Raw genomic sequence first — 16,573 nt, 5'->3', positions numbered from 1 at the left:
GTTTCCTTAACTTACTAATCCATAACCTCTATAAATACCGACACAGATTGACTATACTGGGAACCTATGCTATCCTCCATTTCTAAGGAGCAGCTGATTGCTGCTGAAATTTCGTATTTACCCGTAGGAAGCACTAGGTTCTTATCCGAATAGAATTTCTCATAAAACGCAGCGTTTGGATCATCTCCTGACCAGCCTCCGCTTTTCGCATAATCATACTTTATCGTCTGGCCTTTATAAATCGTTGTAGTGATTAAGACATCATTGACTATATATCCACCATCAAAATATTTATCATCCTTTAAGCCAAAACCCAGCAAAGGATCCGAGCTATATATTGTTATACTGTCACCTTCACCAATATACTCCAAGGTAGCATAACAAAAGATAATTTCATCCTTTGCATATGTGCTCTTATCTACATATAGCTTAAGCTCAAACAGATCATCTGTACCAACGACTATATTATCATACTCTTTTTCTTCATTACTTTTTGAACAAGCTGAGAGAATTAAAATAAAACTTATTAAAATTATGTTTAATACAGTGATCTTTCTTTTCATTCTTTTCTTTTCCTTTCCTAATAGCTTACAGATGACTTGGTGATTTAATAAAGATTATTCTCTGCTCATAAATATACTTATTTAGATTATACAGAATTTTCTTATTAGATACCAAATAAATCAAATCTATTATAATAAATCATTTTGATCCTGAATAACTTTACTTCTTAATATCAATCTTTGATAATTCATCAGAAAGCTTATGGATATAATCACGGAGGATATGTATACAATCCTGCTCTTTTGCTACTCCACGGACAATATCCTCTGCCAGGGCTTTGCAGGTCGGTGCTCCGCAGGAGCCACAATCCAACCCCGGAAATCTCTCACATAGCTCTTCTACCCTTGACATCTTGGATATACTTTCCTTCATGCTTTTTCCCAGATTAAAGACTGGTTCATACTGAACTTCACCGGTCCAATATGCTTCCTTTAACTCTTTATCATCCAGATGAGAACAAGCTACAGGAAGATATTTTCTAAGCCGTTTCAGTTTAACTTTAGCGGCATACGGATTCTCTACGGTTAATACTCCCCCTACACAGCCCCCTGCGCAGGCATTTAACTCTATAAATTCCAACTGATCCAGCTTACAGTCCTCAAGATCTTCTAATACTCTGATTACATTCTCAATACCATCCGCTGCCAGATAACTGTCACTGAGCAGTCCTCCGGCTTCTCCACCGGTTCCGCCCCAACTAATCCCTATCCTTCCGGATGTTTTTAATTCCTCTACATCATCGATGCTCTGCATCATTAACGGCAATAAAAGCGGATATACTTCCTTCATTGCCAGTACAGCATCGATATCACTTTTTTCTATACCAATTGGCGACTTTACCGCGGTCACTTTAGCTGGGCAGGGAGATATAAAGATAATACCGATCTTTTCCGAGGGTAGTCCTGTTTTCTCCATCGCCTTTTGCCTTGCCAGTGACGCTGCCAGATCTACCGGTGCACTGATTGGTAGCAGATGTTCAATCAGGTTGGGAAATCTGACTTGTATCAACCGAACAACCGTTGGACAAGCCGTACTGATAATCGGCCATTGTTCCTTGTGCTCTTCAACATATTTTCTTGATATTTCAGAAACCAGTTCAGCCGCACCACTTACCTCAAAAACATCATCAAATCCCATTTTTTTTAAAGCAGTAAGTATGATATTAATATCATCTAAATGATTGAACTGACCATAGAGGGAAGGTGCCGGTAAAGCAATGGTATATTCAAATTGCTTCATTACTTCAGGAGAATCATAGGTAGCTTCTTTGGCATGGTGGGGACAGATACGGATACATTCTCCGCAGTCAATGCAAAATTCTTTTGTAATTACTGCCTTACCGTTTCTTACTCGAATGGCTTGCGTAGGACATCTCTTTATACAATTGATACAACCCTTACATAAGTCCTCCTTAAGGTGAACCGAAGTGAAAAATTTACCCATAATAACCTCCATATTACCGCACTTTTCAGCACAAATGTAAATCAAACAGTTTTTATGTCAAAAGCCTTTTGACACCCTAACCTTATCACTTAAAATATAGATGAAATCTCCTGCCGATTATATGAAAGGCAGGAGATTTTACTTGAGTTGTCTAATTTTTGCCGTTATATTAAAGTCATTTCACTCTTATATTATCTTTCATTCATCTTTACCTTCATTGTAACCGTTGTTCCTACTCCGACGGTACTATCAATGTTTAGTTCATCGGTATACTTTTTCATATTGGGCAACCCCATTCCGGCTCCAAAGCCTAATGACCTTATATTATCCGGTGCCGTAGAGTATCCGGCCTGCATAGCTAGCTCTATGTTTTCAATTCCCGGTCCATCATCCTTAAGCACCATCTCTATCTCATCCGGTGTTATCACTACGTCTATCGTCCCTCCAAAAGCATGAATTACCATATTGATTTCACCTTCGTACATAGCAATAGCTACTTTTCGGATTATCTCTGGATTGACACCCATCATTTTTAATTTGCTTTTTACATTACTGGATGCTTCCCCTGCTCTTGTAAAATCATCAGCCGGAACATCGTAACATAGTTTTATTTTATCATTCATCATCGATATGGCGAGCCTCCACGTAAACCTTTTTCATAAAGCATTCCGCATGCAGAAAACATTCGGTGTCCGGTTGATAAAAGAGCAATTCCTTTTTCCCTAGCCATCTCTATCATATTATCATCCGGCATCTTGCCACGGACAAATACAATACAGATAATATCCATCATCTCCGCAGTCCTGATAACCTGTGGGTTACATAGACCGGTAAGCAGTACCGCACTATCCTTTACAAAAGCCAGTACATCGCTCATCATATCGGAGCCACAGGCTGCATGTACTTCCCGATCCTTATGATCCTCTCCATAGATAAACCGTGCTCCCAATATATCCCGTATATCCTTAATTGTCATATACTATGACTCCTCTCCTCAAGCTAATCCAACTTTATTTATTGCTAAAGAATTCGCTTATTTATTCGTCGTCTCATAGAACACTTCAAATGAATTGTTATTTTCTTTTTTTGCCATAATTAATGCCGTCTTAGCATTGGCAAGCAAAGCAGAATATTCCATTTGCTCTTCTTTTTTGAATGCTACTCCAATACTTATGGATAAACCATTCTTGGTATGCTCATAGGAATAGCGATTTTCTACTTCTTTACAGATTTGATCCGCTTTTTCGTATACATAACGATCTGTCCTAATATCCTTTACATATACTATAAATTCATTTAGACCCAGACGGCCAATAATATCCGTGGCACGAAACCGTTCTTTAAAATAACCGGCTAATGTGGTTAGAATATTCTCCCCTTTCACCGATGTCAAGATTTCATTTACCCCTTTGTAATTCCTGATTTCAATTAATAAAAGGGCTGAAAGAGCATCCGGTTCCTGTTTTGACATGGCTTCTGTAATCATACTTTCCGCGCTATCTTTCGTACATACCTTGGTTAAGTTATCTAACTGTGGTTTTTGTGTTACTGTCTCTGCTTCTTTTTTTATTGTGTTAATAGAAGCCAGTTTTCCAATTACTTTATAAGGATTTTTATTATCATCAAATATAATAGATGCATAGCAGATATACCAAGTTGGTGCTCCCTCTTTGGAAATCAGCCTCAATTCAAATCTAACCTGTTTTCTTCCACTCATCATACTGCTATAGACCTTAATTACACCCGGCACCTCATCCGGATGAATCATCTTTGTCTTATCAAGTTTTTTCCGAAAGCCTGATATAACCGAATCTTTCCCAAAAACCTCCCGAAAAAGTTCCGTAAATACCAATGTATCCGTTGCAATCTCATATTCAAAATATAACTCTTTGGATAATTCCGAGATGATTCTATGATAGTTGTTGACCTGTTCCAACTTTTTATATTTCAACATATGTTCTGTAACATCCATGGCTATACAGGAATAAACCGGCACGGACTTATTACCGGACTGATGTACTTCCTCGGTCTTACTTCCTGTAATCATAACCCACTTAAAGCTGCCATTGGATTGTAAGGTTCGAAAGTTGAAATTTATGATATTATCTTTTCTAATTTTTTGAGCTGCCAATTGCTGCGTAACATATATGATATCGGCTGAATAAACAATCCGAAGTAGTGCCAATGTTGTTTTTGTATTTATTTTTTCTGATACATTCTTTATCAAGGAAAAGAATGTATCTGTTGCATAGAGAATTGTTAAAGTATCGTCCAATGCTATTTTCGCAACCCCTCCGGGAACGGTATTTAACAGTTGGTCTTTTTGATCAGTTGTTTTGTCATCCATTGCATTCACCTTTCTATATCAACCCATGGAATATTAAAGGAAATCTCATTATAATAAATTTGCCTTGGCGTATCTATCACCCATATTTCGTATCCTTCTAATCACAATACATTACCATACGTGTTTAGAATAACTTTCATCCGTAGACTCTCATCAATTCGGAGAAAAACCACTCAACAACTTCTCATACCTTAGATTATATTATAATCAACTTTAGAAAAGATTGTTTAATAGTGAAAAATCAGGATCGGAAACAATGTCATTATTATAATATAATCTACCTTAAAATACAATGTTTGAAGACAGATTAAATCTGAATAAATACGAAGGTCCTCCACCCTAGAAATTACGGTATACCAATATTATACACTTTGCCCACAACTCTCCTTAATTTATCGATATTGTTGTCAAATTTTTTTGTAGATTTTTTAACACACTTATGCTATAATGTCAATATTCAACGCGACAAAATCAAATTTCAAGGAGGTTTATACAATGGGTTCGCTAACAGCAGCTGTACCCTTTGCAGGAACTAAGGAGCAGGAAGCTGCTCTATTAAAGGTCATTGCTGATCACAAAAATGATAAAGGATCACTGATGCCGATTCTGCAACAGGCGCAGGAAATTTATGGATATCTTCCTATTGAGGTGCAGACCATAATTTCAAATGAAATGGATGTTCCTCTCGAGAAGATATATGGTATCGTAACATTTTATTCTCAGTTTTCATTGAATCCCAAGGGCAAATATAAGATATCCGTTTGCCTCGGAACTGCTTGCTATGTAAAAGGAGCAGGTGAATTATTTAACAAACTAAAAGAGATTCTTGGTGTATCTGATGGAGAATGTACTCCGGACGGTAAGTTTTCATTGGAATCCTGCAGATGTATCGGCGCATGTGGTCTTGCACCGGTTCTTACCATCAATGATGATGTATACGGAAAGTTAACCGTAGATGATCTGGATGGTATTTTTGATAAGTATAAATAAATAAAATGATGACAGAACTTTCTCTTAATGTTCTAGATGTAGCAAATAATTCAATAAGAGCAGATGCTAATCTGATTGAAATCGCAATAAGGTTACATACTAAATCAGATTTGCTCACTATTATGATAGCAGATAACGGTTGTGGAATGACCAAAGAACAGCTTTCACAAGTTGAGGATCCTTTCTTTACCACCCGTACTACAAGAGGAGTTGGATTGGGTGTCCCCTTCTTCAAGCAGGCTGCTTTAAGCACCGGAGGGAGTTTTCATATGGAATCAATGCCCGGCAAAGGAACTATCGTTACTGCCGTGTTTTGCATGTCCCATATTGACTGTATTCCTTTGGGAGATATTAACAGTACGGTATATACACTGATTATTACGAACAATGAGATTGATTTTCTATATACCTATGAAGTTGACGGCAAGCGGTTTCAACTGGATACCAGGGAGTTTCGTAATATACTAGGTGATGTCCCGCTAAATTCACCGGAAGTATCTGCATATATAAAAAGCTATTTAGAGGAAAATCAAAAAGAAGTGGATGCTGAGTTATCCAAAACAGAAAAACAATAACGTAAATTTTCAAGGAATTGGGGATCCCAATTCACTTTTTCATGAAATCAACCAATCTATAGTTAGGAGGGAAACAGATGAAAACTTTAGAAGAACTGAAAGCAATCAGAGAATCGATGCAAAGTCAGATGGGTCTTCGAAAAGAATCCGGCGAACAGATCCGGGTTGTGGTCGGAATGGCAACCTGCGGTATCGCAAGCGGTGCAAGACCGGTTTTAAATGCTCTTTCCGATGCGGTTCAGGCAAAGGGTCTAAAAAATGTAGCTGTAACTCAGACCGGATGTATCGGTTTATGTCAATATGAGCCTATCGTTGAGGTTATGGAACCGGGTAAAGATAAAGTAACTTATGTAAAAATGACTCCGGAGAAGGCGAACGAAGTGATAGATCAACACTTAATCCGCGGTCAGGTTATAAAAAAATATACGATTACCGAGATGCTCGGATAACTTAAAGGAGGTCACACTATGTATCGTTCACACGTATTAGTTTGCGGTGGTACCGGATGTACTTCCTCAGGTTGTCCTAAAATCATCGAGGCACTGCAAACTGAAATTAAAAAAGCCGGACTTAAGGAAGAAGTTTCTGTTGTTCAGACAGGCTGCCATGGTCTTTGTGCTTTAGGTCCTATTATGATCGTTTACCCGGAAGCAACCTTTTATGCCTTGGTAAAACCGGAAGATGTTCCTGAGATTGTTTCAGAGCATCTGTTAAAGGGACGTATCGTAAATCGTCTGGTATACAAAGAGACGGTTACGGAAGAAGGAATCAAATCCTTAAATGACACAGATTTTTATAGAAAACAGCATAGAATTGCTCTACGTAACTGTGGTGTAATTAACCCTGAAAATATTGATGAATACATTGCTACCGATGGTTATGAAGCTCTTGGAAGAGTTTTAACGGAGTATACCCCTGATCAGGTAATTCAAACCATCTTAGACAGCGGACTCAGAGGCCGTGGTGGCGGTGGTTTCCCTACAGGAATGAAATGGAAGCTAGCGAAAGGTAATGATGCAGATCAAAAGTATGTCTGCTGTAATGCCGATGAAGGTGATCCAGGTGCTTTCATGGACCGTTCCGTTTTAGAAGGAGATCCCCATGTAGTATTAGAAGCAATGGCAATCGCCGGCTATGCGATTGGCGCTTCCCAGGGATATATCTATGTTCGAGCTGAGTATCCGATTGCAGTTGATCGTCTAAAGATAGCAATTGCACAGGCAAGAGAATATGGCTTATTAGGTAAAAATATATTTAACAGCGGTTTTGATTTTGATATCGACTTAAGACTGGGTGCCGGAGCATTTGTCTGCGGTGAAGAGACCGCTCTCATGACTTCCATCGAAGGAAATCGTGGTGAGCCTCGCCCTCGTCCTCCGTTCCCGGCGCAAAAGGGATTATTTGAAAAGCCGACCATTTTAAATAACGTAGAAACCTATGCAAATATTCCTCAGATCATTTTACATGGTGCAGAATGGTTTGCATCTATGGGTACTGAAAAATCAAAAGGTACTAAGGTATTTGCTCTTGGTGGTAAAATTAACAACACCGGTCTGGTTGAGATCCCTATGGGTACTACCCTTAGAGAAGTCATTGATGAAATCGGCGGCGGTATTCCAAACGGTAAGAAATTTAAGGCGGCTCAAACCGGTGGTCCTTCCGGTGGATGTATCCCTATGGAACACTTTGATATTCCGATTGATTACGATAACTTAATTGGAATCGGATCCATGATGGGCTCCGGCGGACTCATTGTAATGGATGAAGACAACTGTATGGTTGATATAGCAAAATTCTTCTTAGAGTTTACTGTGGATGAATCCTGTGGTAAATGTACTCCTTGCCGTATCGGTACGAAACGTCTTTATGAGATGCTTGAGAAGATAACTAACGGTAACGGTACATTAGAAGATTTAGACAAACTGGAAGAATTATGCTATTACATCAAAGAAAACGCTTTATGCGGTCTTGGTCAAACAGCACCAAACCCGGTATTATCAACATTACGTTTCTTTAAAGATGAATATCTCTCTCACGTTACAGATAAAAAATGTCCTGCCGGCGTATGTAAAGCTCTTCTTTCCTATATTATCGATGCGGATAAGTGTAAAGGTTGTACCCTTTGTGCAAGAATTTGTCCGAATGGCGCTATTATAGGCAAAGTAAAAGAAGCTCATATCATTGAACAGGATAAATGTATCAAATGTGGCGCTTGTATGGAAAAATGTAGATTTGGTGCTATTTCTAAGAAATAGATTACACTTTTCATCTTTATTTGAATGGAGGAAAATATGGAAACGCTTAATATTAAAATAAATGGTATGTCATATGAAGTACCAAAGGGTTCCACTATTTTAGAAGCTGCAAAGCAAGCACACATTGATATTCCTACTCTTTGCTATTTAAAGGAGATCAATGAAATCGGTGCCTGCCGTATCTGCGTAGTGGAAGTAAAGGGTGCCAGAAGCTTAGTAGCTTCCTGTATGCATCCGGTAGCTGATGGCATGGAGATTTATACCAATACCCCGAAGGTACTTACGTCCCGTAAAAAAACGCTGGAGCTGATTTTATCTGATCATGACAGAAAATGTTTATCCTGCGTTAGAAGCGGTAATTGCGAATTACAAAAGCTCTGTAACGATCTCAAAGTAGATAATGAACTATTTTATGAGGGGGAGCGCACTCACTACACCGTGGATGATACCTCACCTCATATGGTTCGTGATAACAATAAGTGTATTATCTGCAGACGTTGTTCCGCTGTCTGCGAAAAGGTACAAAGCATCGGAGTAATTGGTGCAAATGATCGTGGATTTATCACGAATATCTCTTGTGCATTTGATATGGACTTAGGAGAAACTAGCTGTGTATCCTGCGGACAATGTATCGCTGTCTGTCCTACCGGTGCTCTTGCTGAAAAGGATTATACAGAAGAAGTATTTGCAGCTTTAGCTGATCCTGATAAATATGTGTTCGTTCAAACAGCACCTGCTGTCCGCGCAGCACTGGGTGAAGCTTTTGGCCTTCCGATTGGAACTAACGTGGAAGGTAAAATGGTTACCGCCCTTCGCCGCCTCGGCTTTGATAAAGTATTTGATACAAACTTTGCCGCCGATCTCACTATTTTAGAGGAGGCACATGAGTTATTAGATCGAGTTCAAAATAATGGTGTCCTTCCGCTGATTACTTCTTGCTCACCGGGATGGATTAAGTATTGTGAACATTATTACCCTGACATGATTGATAATTTATCAAGCTGTAAATCTCCTCAGCAGATGTTCGGAGCAATTACTAAGACGTATCTGGCTGAGAAGCTGGGAATTAATCCGGAAGACATCGTAATGGTTAGTGTAATGCCATGTACGGCTAAAAAATTCGAAATCGGTAGAGAGAATCAGAATGCTGCCGGTGTTCCGGATGTTGATATCTCAATTACAACCCGCGAATTGGCAAGAATGATTGAACGTGTCGGTCTTAATTTCTTATCACTGCCTGATGAAGGCTTTGATGATCCTCTTGGAAGATCAACCGGTGCCGGTGTAATCTTCGGTGCAACCGGTGGTGTTATGGAAGCTGCTTTAAGAACTGCTGTAGAAACCTTAACAGGAGAAGAACTTAAAAATCTCGATTTCACAGAGGTTAGAGGTACGCAGGGAATTAAAGAAGCAACCTACCGTGCAGCTGGTATGGATATTAATGTGGCAGTTGCTTCCGGATTATCCAATGCAAGAAAGCTTCTTGATGACGTTAAGTCCGGTAAAGCGAATTATCATTTTATTGAAATCATGGGATGCCCCGGCGGTTGTGTAAACGGTGGCGGTCAACCACAACAGCCGGCCAGTGTAAGAAACTTTACAGATATTAGAACTCTGCGTGCAAAAGCACTTTATGACCAAGATGCGGCATCTGAGCTTCGTAAGTCCCATGAAAATCCTAATATTAAGATGCTTTATGACGAGTATCTTGGTAAGCCGGGAAGCCATAAAGCTCATGATCTATTGCATACAACCTATGTAAAAAGAACCGTTAATAAATTTTAGCTTTAAATAAATATATTCGCTATAATCCAAAGAAAGGGTTTTTTGTACATTAAGCTTAGGAATTTACTTCCCGGCTTATCCATGTATAAAAGACCCTTCTTTATTTCTATATAATTTCATACCATAGTGTTTAAGTTTACTATAGATTATTGAAAGACTTAATTATAATTTCTATCTCTATTTTTATCTCTAAAATTGTTTTATTCATCTCTGTCCTGGCTTTCAACTCTTTTTTCTGCCTATAACATCAACAATCTAATACCTCTTATTGACATTAAACCATAATTTACCTATACTAAATATAGAGGTTAAGAATATAATTTAACATTCACCAGTTCTTTAGGAATTTCCAACTTACCGAAACTTATTCGGTGTATATCAGAAAGGAGCGGAACCTATGGCAAAAAAACCGGATATACCTCTACTATTGCTTGATAACAGCAATATGAACACCCTATTTAACGAAGGGGAGTACAAGTGTACAAATATGACCTTTGAAGAGGTAAGGGAGATTATCGGTATGTATAACAAAGATGAGATAATTCTTTGCTTTAAGCATCCAGATACCTATGATCTCATCTTCAACTATATTGGTATCCCGAAAAAAGACTATGAGTATAAGGAGTTTCGCAACATGTGGGTAAACCAGGATGGTATTATATTCAAAATCTATACCACACCATCTGAAACACAACCCATCATCCATGTAGATGGTGTCGAGGCTAAGAAAATCGAGAACATCTATGTATACTGCGTACATATCTCCAGAACAAAGTAATATATTTATCTTAATAATCACATAGACTAATATAAGCTTTTATCTTAAAATGATTTACAAACAATATTTTTACCACAATACTCTTTAGGGCTAAGAAGATGTTAAAGATGAATCTTTAGGTAGTATAACTTCCAAAATATTCATTTTTAACAGTTCCTTAGTCCTTTGTAAATTCTAGAAAAATCAGATTATTTACCTTGTTCCTGTAAGGAAACAATATTTTTATAAAGCAAGAAACGCCCCGGGGGGACGGGACGTTTCTCATAGCTGGGAACAATATATAAGGGGAACGGGGACGTTTATTATGTTATCTGTATACTGTCAAATTATAAATCAAAGGTCCCCTGGATATAAGCTTAGTTCTGTATGTCTATTCGTTAAAATATCTTTTTAACATACATTCGAATGCTCAAGGGCATTCCTTTTTATTGGAAATATCTTTGTAGTAAGCCTTGAAATGCCTTACCGTGTCTGGCTTCATCCTTAGCCATTTCATGAACTGTATCATGAATTGCATCCAAATTCGCCGCTTTTGCACGGATTGCAAGATCTTTCTTGCCCATGCAGGCACCATTCTCTGCCTCAAGTCTTAGCTCAAGATTTTTCTTGGTACTATCAGTAACAACTTCTCCTAAAAGTTCTGCGAACTTAGCTGCATGTTCTGCCTCTTCCCAAGCAGCCTTTTCATAATACATACCAATCTCAGGATAGCCTTCTCTGTGAGCCACTCTTGCCATAGCCAGATACATACCTACTTCGGTACATTCACCCATGTAATTATCTCTTAAATCTTTAATAATATCTTCGCTGACACCCTTTGCAACTCCAACTACATGTTCATCAGCCCAGAACATCTCACCGGACTTCTCTACGAACTTTTCTTGACGGGCTTTACAGATAGGACATGCATCAGGTGCACTGTCTCCTTCGTGAACGTAACCACATACTTGACATATAAATTTTTTCATAAATTCTTACTACTCCTTATTCTGATCATATTATGTATTAGTAATAGTAATCATTACTGTTATTAATATATTATAATATAATTTATTATTTGTCAATATATTATCCTAAAATTTTTCCACTTTTTATAGACTGGCATAAAAAAAGCGATGAAATAGCTTCTTGGCAATAGGACAAGAGTGTACCTCCGATATACTTTTCTCACACACAGGTTAAAGGACACATCCTCAATTATGTCTAATATAATCGAACATGCTTGTTCTATATAAGCAGACATAATTAGCAACGTGTCCTTTAAAAAGTGTATTACGGTAAATTATATTTCAGATAGTTTGACTTTCGACAGCCTCTTCTACCAATTATAATTTGAAGTAGTATATGCTTACTGATTACAATCCGGGCATGATCCATAAAAGAATGTAATATGCCCTTCAATATTACCCTTGAAATGTTCACCAGCAATCACATTAATATGATCGATCGATTCCATCTCTAAATCAAATACCCGGCCACACCCATTACATATAAAATGATAATGGGGATTAGGGTTTCCATCGAAACGGTCACTACCATCTCTACAATTTATCTTGAGTATCTCTCCCTGCTCAGCCAGTAAATTTAAATTTCTGTAAACAGTACCTAAGCTGATATTGGGATATTGCTTTCGGATATTCATATAAACAGTATCTGCAGTTGGATGTTCTATGGTCTGTGACAAATACTCCTTAATCGCTTCCCTCTGTCGGCTATATTTCATTACCGCCATTTCGCCTTCACTCCTAATCTAATAATAGTAATTATTATTATAAATTACTAGAAAAGTAAAGTCAAGATAAACTACTGATTCATATAAAGTTATTAATTCCTTGTCTTTATTTTTTATTTGCCGGTTCAATATTTATGCTTTTTCCTTTAATCTTAGCCATTTTCATAACCTGTATTACATCGGAAGCATATTCTCTGGGCACTTCAACAAAGGTATATTTATCATACATATCGATGGATCCAATTAATTTACCGGGCATTCCGGTTTCTCCGGCTATTGCTCCAAGTATATCTCCGGGTCTGACATTTTGCTTCTTACCAAGGTTAACAAACAACCGAACCATCCCGGCTTCTGCACCTGTATCACCAAAATCAGCAAGGCTTTTTTCATCAGACTCTTTCCCTTCATCTCCCATGGACATCTTAAGGAAAGCAGCTGCAATATCCAGAGCTGTATAGCCTTCTTCGTTAATCCTCTCGTCGATTAGATTAATCATTTTGCTGAGATCTTCTTCTTTGATAATATTTTGAATTTTATCTAGTATCTTATCGGCTTTTACTGCTGTTACATCGTTGATGGATGGAATTGGTTGTACTTTGATTTTAGTTTTACAATACCTTTGAATATCCCTTAGCTTGAAAACTTCTTTTCCCACGACTAGAGTAAATGCTCTACCTTCTCTTCCCGCCCGTCCGGTTCGACCAATCCGGTGAACATAGTACTCATCGTCCTGCGGTACATCATAATTAAATACAGCTTCCACATCATCTACGTCAATACCTCTTGCAGCTACATCGGTAGCTACCAAAATCTCGGTCTTTCCATTACGGAAGCTATTCATTACTCTGTCTCTTTGCTGCTGCTTCATATCTCCATGCAGTCCTTCGGCAAAATATCCTCTGCCCTGAAGGCTGCTGGTTAACTCATCTACCTGCCTTTTTGTATTACAAAAGACTAAGGATAATTTTGGATTATACATATCCAGTAACCGCGACAGAACTTCCTCCTTATTCTTCGGGCTTACTTCATAATAATATTGTTCAATCTTTGGTACCGTAAGTTCTTTTTTTACCACGCGAATCATTTCCGCATTTTTTTGGTAGGTTCTTGCTATCTCAAGTATTGGTCCGGGCATAGTTGCAGAGAAGAGAATCGTCTGTCTCTCCTGTGGAACACCCTTTAAAATAGTCTCAATATCCTCTCGAAATCCCATATTAAGCATTTCATCTGCTTCATCTAATACAACCATCTTCATATGATCAAGGCGAATCGTTTTTCTACGCATATGATCCATAACTCGACCCGGCGTACCGATTATTATTTGTACACCGCCCTTTAAGGACCTAATCTGCTTGGATATCTCCTGTCCTCCATAGACCGGTAATATCTTAATTCCGTGCATAAACATTGCCAGCTGACGAAACTCTTCCGCTACCTGTATCGCAAGTTCTCTGGTAGGACATAATACCAACGCCTGCACTGCCCTTTCTTTGGTATCTATCAATTGCAGTAAAGGAATACCAAAAGCAGCTGTTTTACCTGTACCTGTCTGTGCCTGACCCACCACATCTTTTCCTGAGAGAATAGCCGGTATCGCTTTCGCCTGTATTGGGGACATTTCTTCAAAACCCATTTCCTCAACTGCCCTAAGGATTTGTGAGCTTAATTCAATTTCATTAAATTTTGTTGTTTCCATTTTTTATTTCCTTTCTTCTATCTTTCTATCTATAATTCCCGTCATCTATATTTCCTATGTATTTTCCAATCAAGGGTTTATAGATGAACAATTTATTTCCAATCTATATTTCCATAAAAAAGCTCTTAGTCTGCCTGGACCAAGAGCTGATACAAGTTAACACATAATTTAAAAAACAGATGCACTGCGTAGTATAACATCCTGACATTTTTTTGTCAAGACGTACGGATAAGTTCGACCATTTTATCTTTTGCTGTATTGCTTCTTACCCTTATTGAGTTTTTTACTTACTTGGGTCATTTGTTTTTGCCCTCTGGGTGTTGTTTTCTTACCATTTGTTTTTATTTTTGTTTTGCTCTTAGATACTTGAGAGTTGCTTTGTTCACTCGTTTTACTTTTTTTATTATACTCTTTTTTACCATTATATTTTTCACCATGGCTTGCTGCCCTTGCTCTTTGTTTTTCCTTTGCCAATTGCCGCGGTCTTACCAGACAATGTTTATCAAATCCGATCAGATCCGTTCTGCCGGCCTTAGTCAAAGCTTCAACAACAAGATTGTAGTTTTTGGGATTACGATATTGGATTAATGCTCTCTGCATTGCTTTCTCGTGAGGAGACTTGGGAACATACACCATCTTCATGGTTCTCGGATCTAAGCCGGTATAATACATACAGGTAGATATGGTTGATGGTGTGGGATAAAAATCCTGCACCTGCTCCGGCATATAACCTAAATCCCTCAGATATTCTGCCAATTCGATCGCTTCCTTCAAGGTAGACCCGGGATGAGAGGAGATTAGATAAGGAACTACAAATTGATTTTTACCAAGTTTCTCATTGGTTTTTTTATATTTAGACAAAAACTCCTCATATACCGAATTCTCCGGTTTACCCATGAGCTTTAAAACGCTGTCGCTGATATGCTCCGGCGCAACCTTTAGCTGGCCACTGACATGGTGCTCACAGAGCTCCCTCATAAAGGTGTCGTCCTTATCGTGAGTAAGATAATCAAACCGAATTCCGGAACGGATAAATACTTTTTTAACATTCGGCAACTCTCTAAGCTTTCGAAGTAAGTCCAGATAATCGGTATGATCTATCTTAAGGCTTTTGCAGGGAGTCGGATAAAGGCACTGTTTATTGACACAGGCCCCCTTCGTATTCTGCTTCTCACAGGCAACATGCCTAAAATTAGCCGTAGGGCCACCAACATCATGAATATAGCCTTTAAAATCTTTATCCCAAACCATAAGTCCGGCTTCTGCTACGATGGATTCATGGCTTCTTGTCTGTACAATCCTTCCCTGGTGAAAAGTTAGTGCACAGTAATTACATCCCCCAAAGCACCCGCGGTTACTGATTAGGCTGAACTTAACTTCTTCTATGGCAGGTATACCGCCCGCTTCCTGATAGTTAGGATGATAATCTCTCATATAAAACAAAGAGTAAACTCTGTCCATCTCCATCTGTGTCAGAGGTTTTGAGGGAGGATTTTGAACCACGAACTCATGATCCTTATATTTTTCAATTAACCTTTTCCCTGTATAAGGATCTGTATTTAAGTATTGGATATAAAAACTCTTAGCAAACTCCTCTTTACTTTCCAGAATACTTTCATAGTCCGGTAACATCCTTCCTTCATAAACCGTATCCAAGCTTTTTGTCTTAAATACGGTACCATTTATATAGGTGATGTCTTTCACTTCTATTCCACTACTTAACGCTTCTGCAATTTCAACAATTGAATGCTCGCCCATACCATAAGAGATAAGGTCTGCCTGTGAATCAAGTAATATAGATCTCTTAACCTTATCTCCCCAATAATCGTAATGGGCCAGTCTTCTTAAACTGGCTTCTATACCTCCGATAATAATCGGTATATGTTTATATCTTTTACGAATCAGATTTCCATATACGACAGTTGCGTGATCCGGCCGTAACCCCATCTGTCCTCCAGGAGAATAGGAATCCGTCTGTCTACGCTTTTTTGCAACCGTATAGTGATTTACCATAGAATCCATATTTCCCCCGCTGACTAAAAATCCCAGCTTGGGTTCACCTAATACGGTGATACTATTACTGTCCTTCCAATCCGGTTGAGCTATCATACCCACCTTATAACCATGGCTTTCCAGTAGCCTGCTGATGATTGCCGGTCCAAAAGATGGATGATCCACGTAAGCATCTCCTGTCACGAAGACAAAGTCACATTGATCCCATCCCCTTTTAATCATATCCTCTTTACTAATCGGTAAAAAATCCTTTATCATAGATCCCATCTTTCTTTCTAATTAGAAAAGTTTTTTGCTGAAAATACTTGGGTTGTTAATTATCTTATAATGCAATATTTTTATCATATCTACGCCTTCATTCGTAAACTAATATTTATTTAATCTCTAATATTACA

Annotated in this window: 15 protein-coding genes; 6 read left to right on the top strand and 9 right to left on the bottom strand. The window is 38.3% G+C overall.

What is annotated here, in order from left to right; translation table 11 throughout:
* Nucleotides 1-14: 14 nt before the first annotated feature.
* From I5677_RS14395 to I5677_RS14375, 5 genes are all read right to left on the bottom strand, one after another.
* Complete coding sequence (locus I5677_RS14395) at nt 15-563, bottom strand: hypothetical protein (RefSeq protein ID WP_197662339.1); 549 nt, start codon at nt 561-563, stop codon at nt 15-17.
* Nucleotides 564-723: 160 nt separating this feature from the next.
* Nucleotides 724-2,007 carry a [Fe-Fe] hydrogenase large subunit C-terminal domain-containing protein gene (locus I5677_RS14390; RefSeq protein ID WP_197662338.1) on the bottom strand — a complete coding sequence of 428 codons (1,284 nt, stop codon included), beginning with the start codon at nt 2,005-2,007 and terminating at the stop codon, nt 724-726.
* Between the two features lie 191 nt (nt 2,008-2,198).
* Nucleotides 2,199-2,630 carry an ATP-binding protein gene (locus tag I5677_RS14385; RefSeq protein WP_197662422.1) on the bottom strand — a complete coding sequence of 144 codons (432 nt, stop codon included), beginning with the start codon at nt 2,628-2,630 and terminating at the stop codon, nt 2,199-2,201.
* Nucleotides 2,630-2,983 (bottom strand): DRTGG domain-containing protein, encoded by a 354-nt coding sequence (locus I5677_RS14380; protein WP_197662337.1) that lies wholly within the window; start codon nt 2,981-2,983, stop codon nt 2,630-2,632. Before I5677_RS14380 ends, I5677_RS14385 begins: the two co-directional genes overlap by 1 nt.
* A gap of 57 nt (nt 2,984-3,040) precedes the next feature.
* On the bottom strand, nt 3,041-4,354 hold the full coding sequence (locus I5677_RS14375) for a sensor domain-containing diguanylate cyclase (protein WP_197662336.1): 1,314 nt from the start codon (nt 4,352-4,354) through the stop codon (nt 3,041-3,043).
* 495 nt (nt 4,355-4,849) lie between these two features.
* On the opposite strand from I5677_RS14375, the gene I5677_RS14370 reads away from it, so the two are divergent.
* The 6 genes from I5677_RS14370 (at nt 4,850) to I5677_RS14345 (ending at nt 10,737) form a co-directional block, all read left to right on the top strand.
* Nucleotides 4,850-5,344, top strand: coding sequence for an NADH-quinone oxidoreductase subunit NuoE family protein (locus I5677_RS14370; RefSeq protein ID WP_197662335.1), 495 nt, complete (start codon nt 4,850-4,852; stop codon nt 5,342-5,344).
* A 5-nt stretch (nt 5,345-5,349) separates the two neighbouring features.
* Nucleotides 5,350-5,919: an ATP-binding protein gene (locus I5677_RS14365; protein WP_197662334.1), complete on the top strand. Its 570-nt coding sequence runs from the start codon at nt 5,350-5,352 to the stop codon at nt 5,917-5,919.
* A gap of 77 nt (nt 5,920-5,996) precedes the next feature.
* Nucleotides 5,997-6,368, top strand: a complete 372-nt coding sequence (locus I5677_RS14360) for a (2Fe-2S) ferredoxin domain-containing protein (protein WP_197662333.1) — start codon at nt 5,997-5,999, stop codon at nt 6,366-6,368.
* 18 nt (nt 6,369-6,386) lie between these two features.
* Nucleotides 6,387-8,174, top strand: a complete 1,788-nt coding sequence (locus I5677_RS14355; RefSeq protein ID WP_197662332.1) for an NADH-quinone oxidoreductase subunit NuoF — start codon at nt 6,387-6,389, stop codon at nt 8,172-8,174.
* A gap of 36 nt (nt 8,175-8,210) precedes the next feature.
* Nucleotides 8,211-9,959: an NADH-dependent [FeFe] hydrogenase, group A6 gene (locus I5677_RS14350; RefSeq protein WP_197662331.1), complete on the top strand. Its 1,749-nt coding sequence runs from the start codon at nt 8,211-8,213 to the stop codon at nt 9,957-9,959.
* 397 nt (nt 9,960-10,356) lie between these two features.
* Nucleotides 10,357-10,737, top strand: a complete 381-nt coding sequence (locus tag I5677_RS14345; protein ID WP_197662330.1) for a hypothetical protein — start codon at nt 10,357-10,359, stop codon at nt 10,735-10,737.
* A gap of 425 nt (nt 10,738-11,162) precedes the next feature.
* On the opposite strand, the gene I5677_RS14340 is transcribed toward I5677_RS14345, so the two are convergent.
* The 4 genes from I5677_RS14340 to I5677_RS14325 all read right to left on the bottom strand — a co-directional run bounded on the left by I5677_RS14340 (nt 11,163) and on the right by I5677_RS14325 (nt 16,436).
* Nucleotides 11,163-11,705, bottom strand: a complete 543-nt coding sequence (locus tag I5677_RS14340; protein WP_197662329.1) for an NADH peroxidase — start codon at nt 11,703-11,705, stop codon at nt 11,163-11,165.
* Between the two features lie 380 nt (nt 11,706-12,085).
* Nucleotides 12,086-12,469, bottom strand: coding sequence for a Fur family transcriptional regulator (locus tag I5677_RS14335; protein WP_197662328.1), 384 nt, complete (start codon nt 12,467-12,469; stop codon nt 12,086-12,088).
* A 106-nt stretch (nt 12,470-12,575) separates the two neighbouring features.
* Nucleotides 12,576-14,165 carry a DEAD/DEAH box helicase gene (locus I5677_RS14330; protein WP_197662327.1) on the bottom strand — a complete coding sequence of 530 codons (1,590 nt, stop codon included), beginning with the start codon at nt 14,163-14,165 and terminating at the stop codon, nt 12,576-12,578.
* Between the two features lie 243 nt (nt 14,166-14,408).
* Entirely contained in the window at nt 14,409-16,436 is a 2,028-nt protein-coding gene (locus tag I5677_RS14325) for a YgiQ family radical SAM protein (RefSeq protein WP_197662326.1), read from the bottom strand.
* Nucleotides 16,437-16,573: the final 137 nt, after the last annotated feature.

This window comes from Mobilitalea sibirica, assembly GCF_015999265.1.
In the GTDB taxonomy this organism is placed as follows: Bacteria; Bacillota; Clostridia; order Lachnospirales; family Lachnospiraceae; genus Mobilitalea; species Mobilitalea sibirica.
Note: the sequence above shows the minus strand (reverse complement) of the source record. Positions and strands in the feature narration are given on the sequence as shown.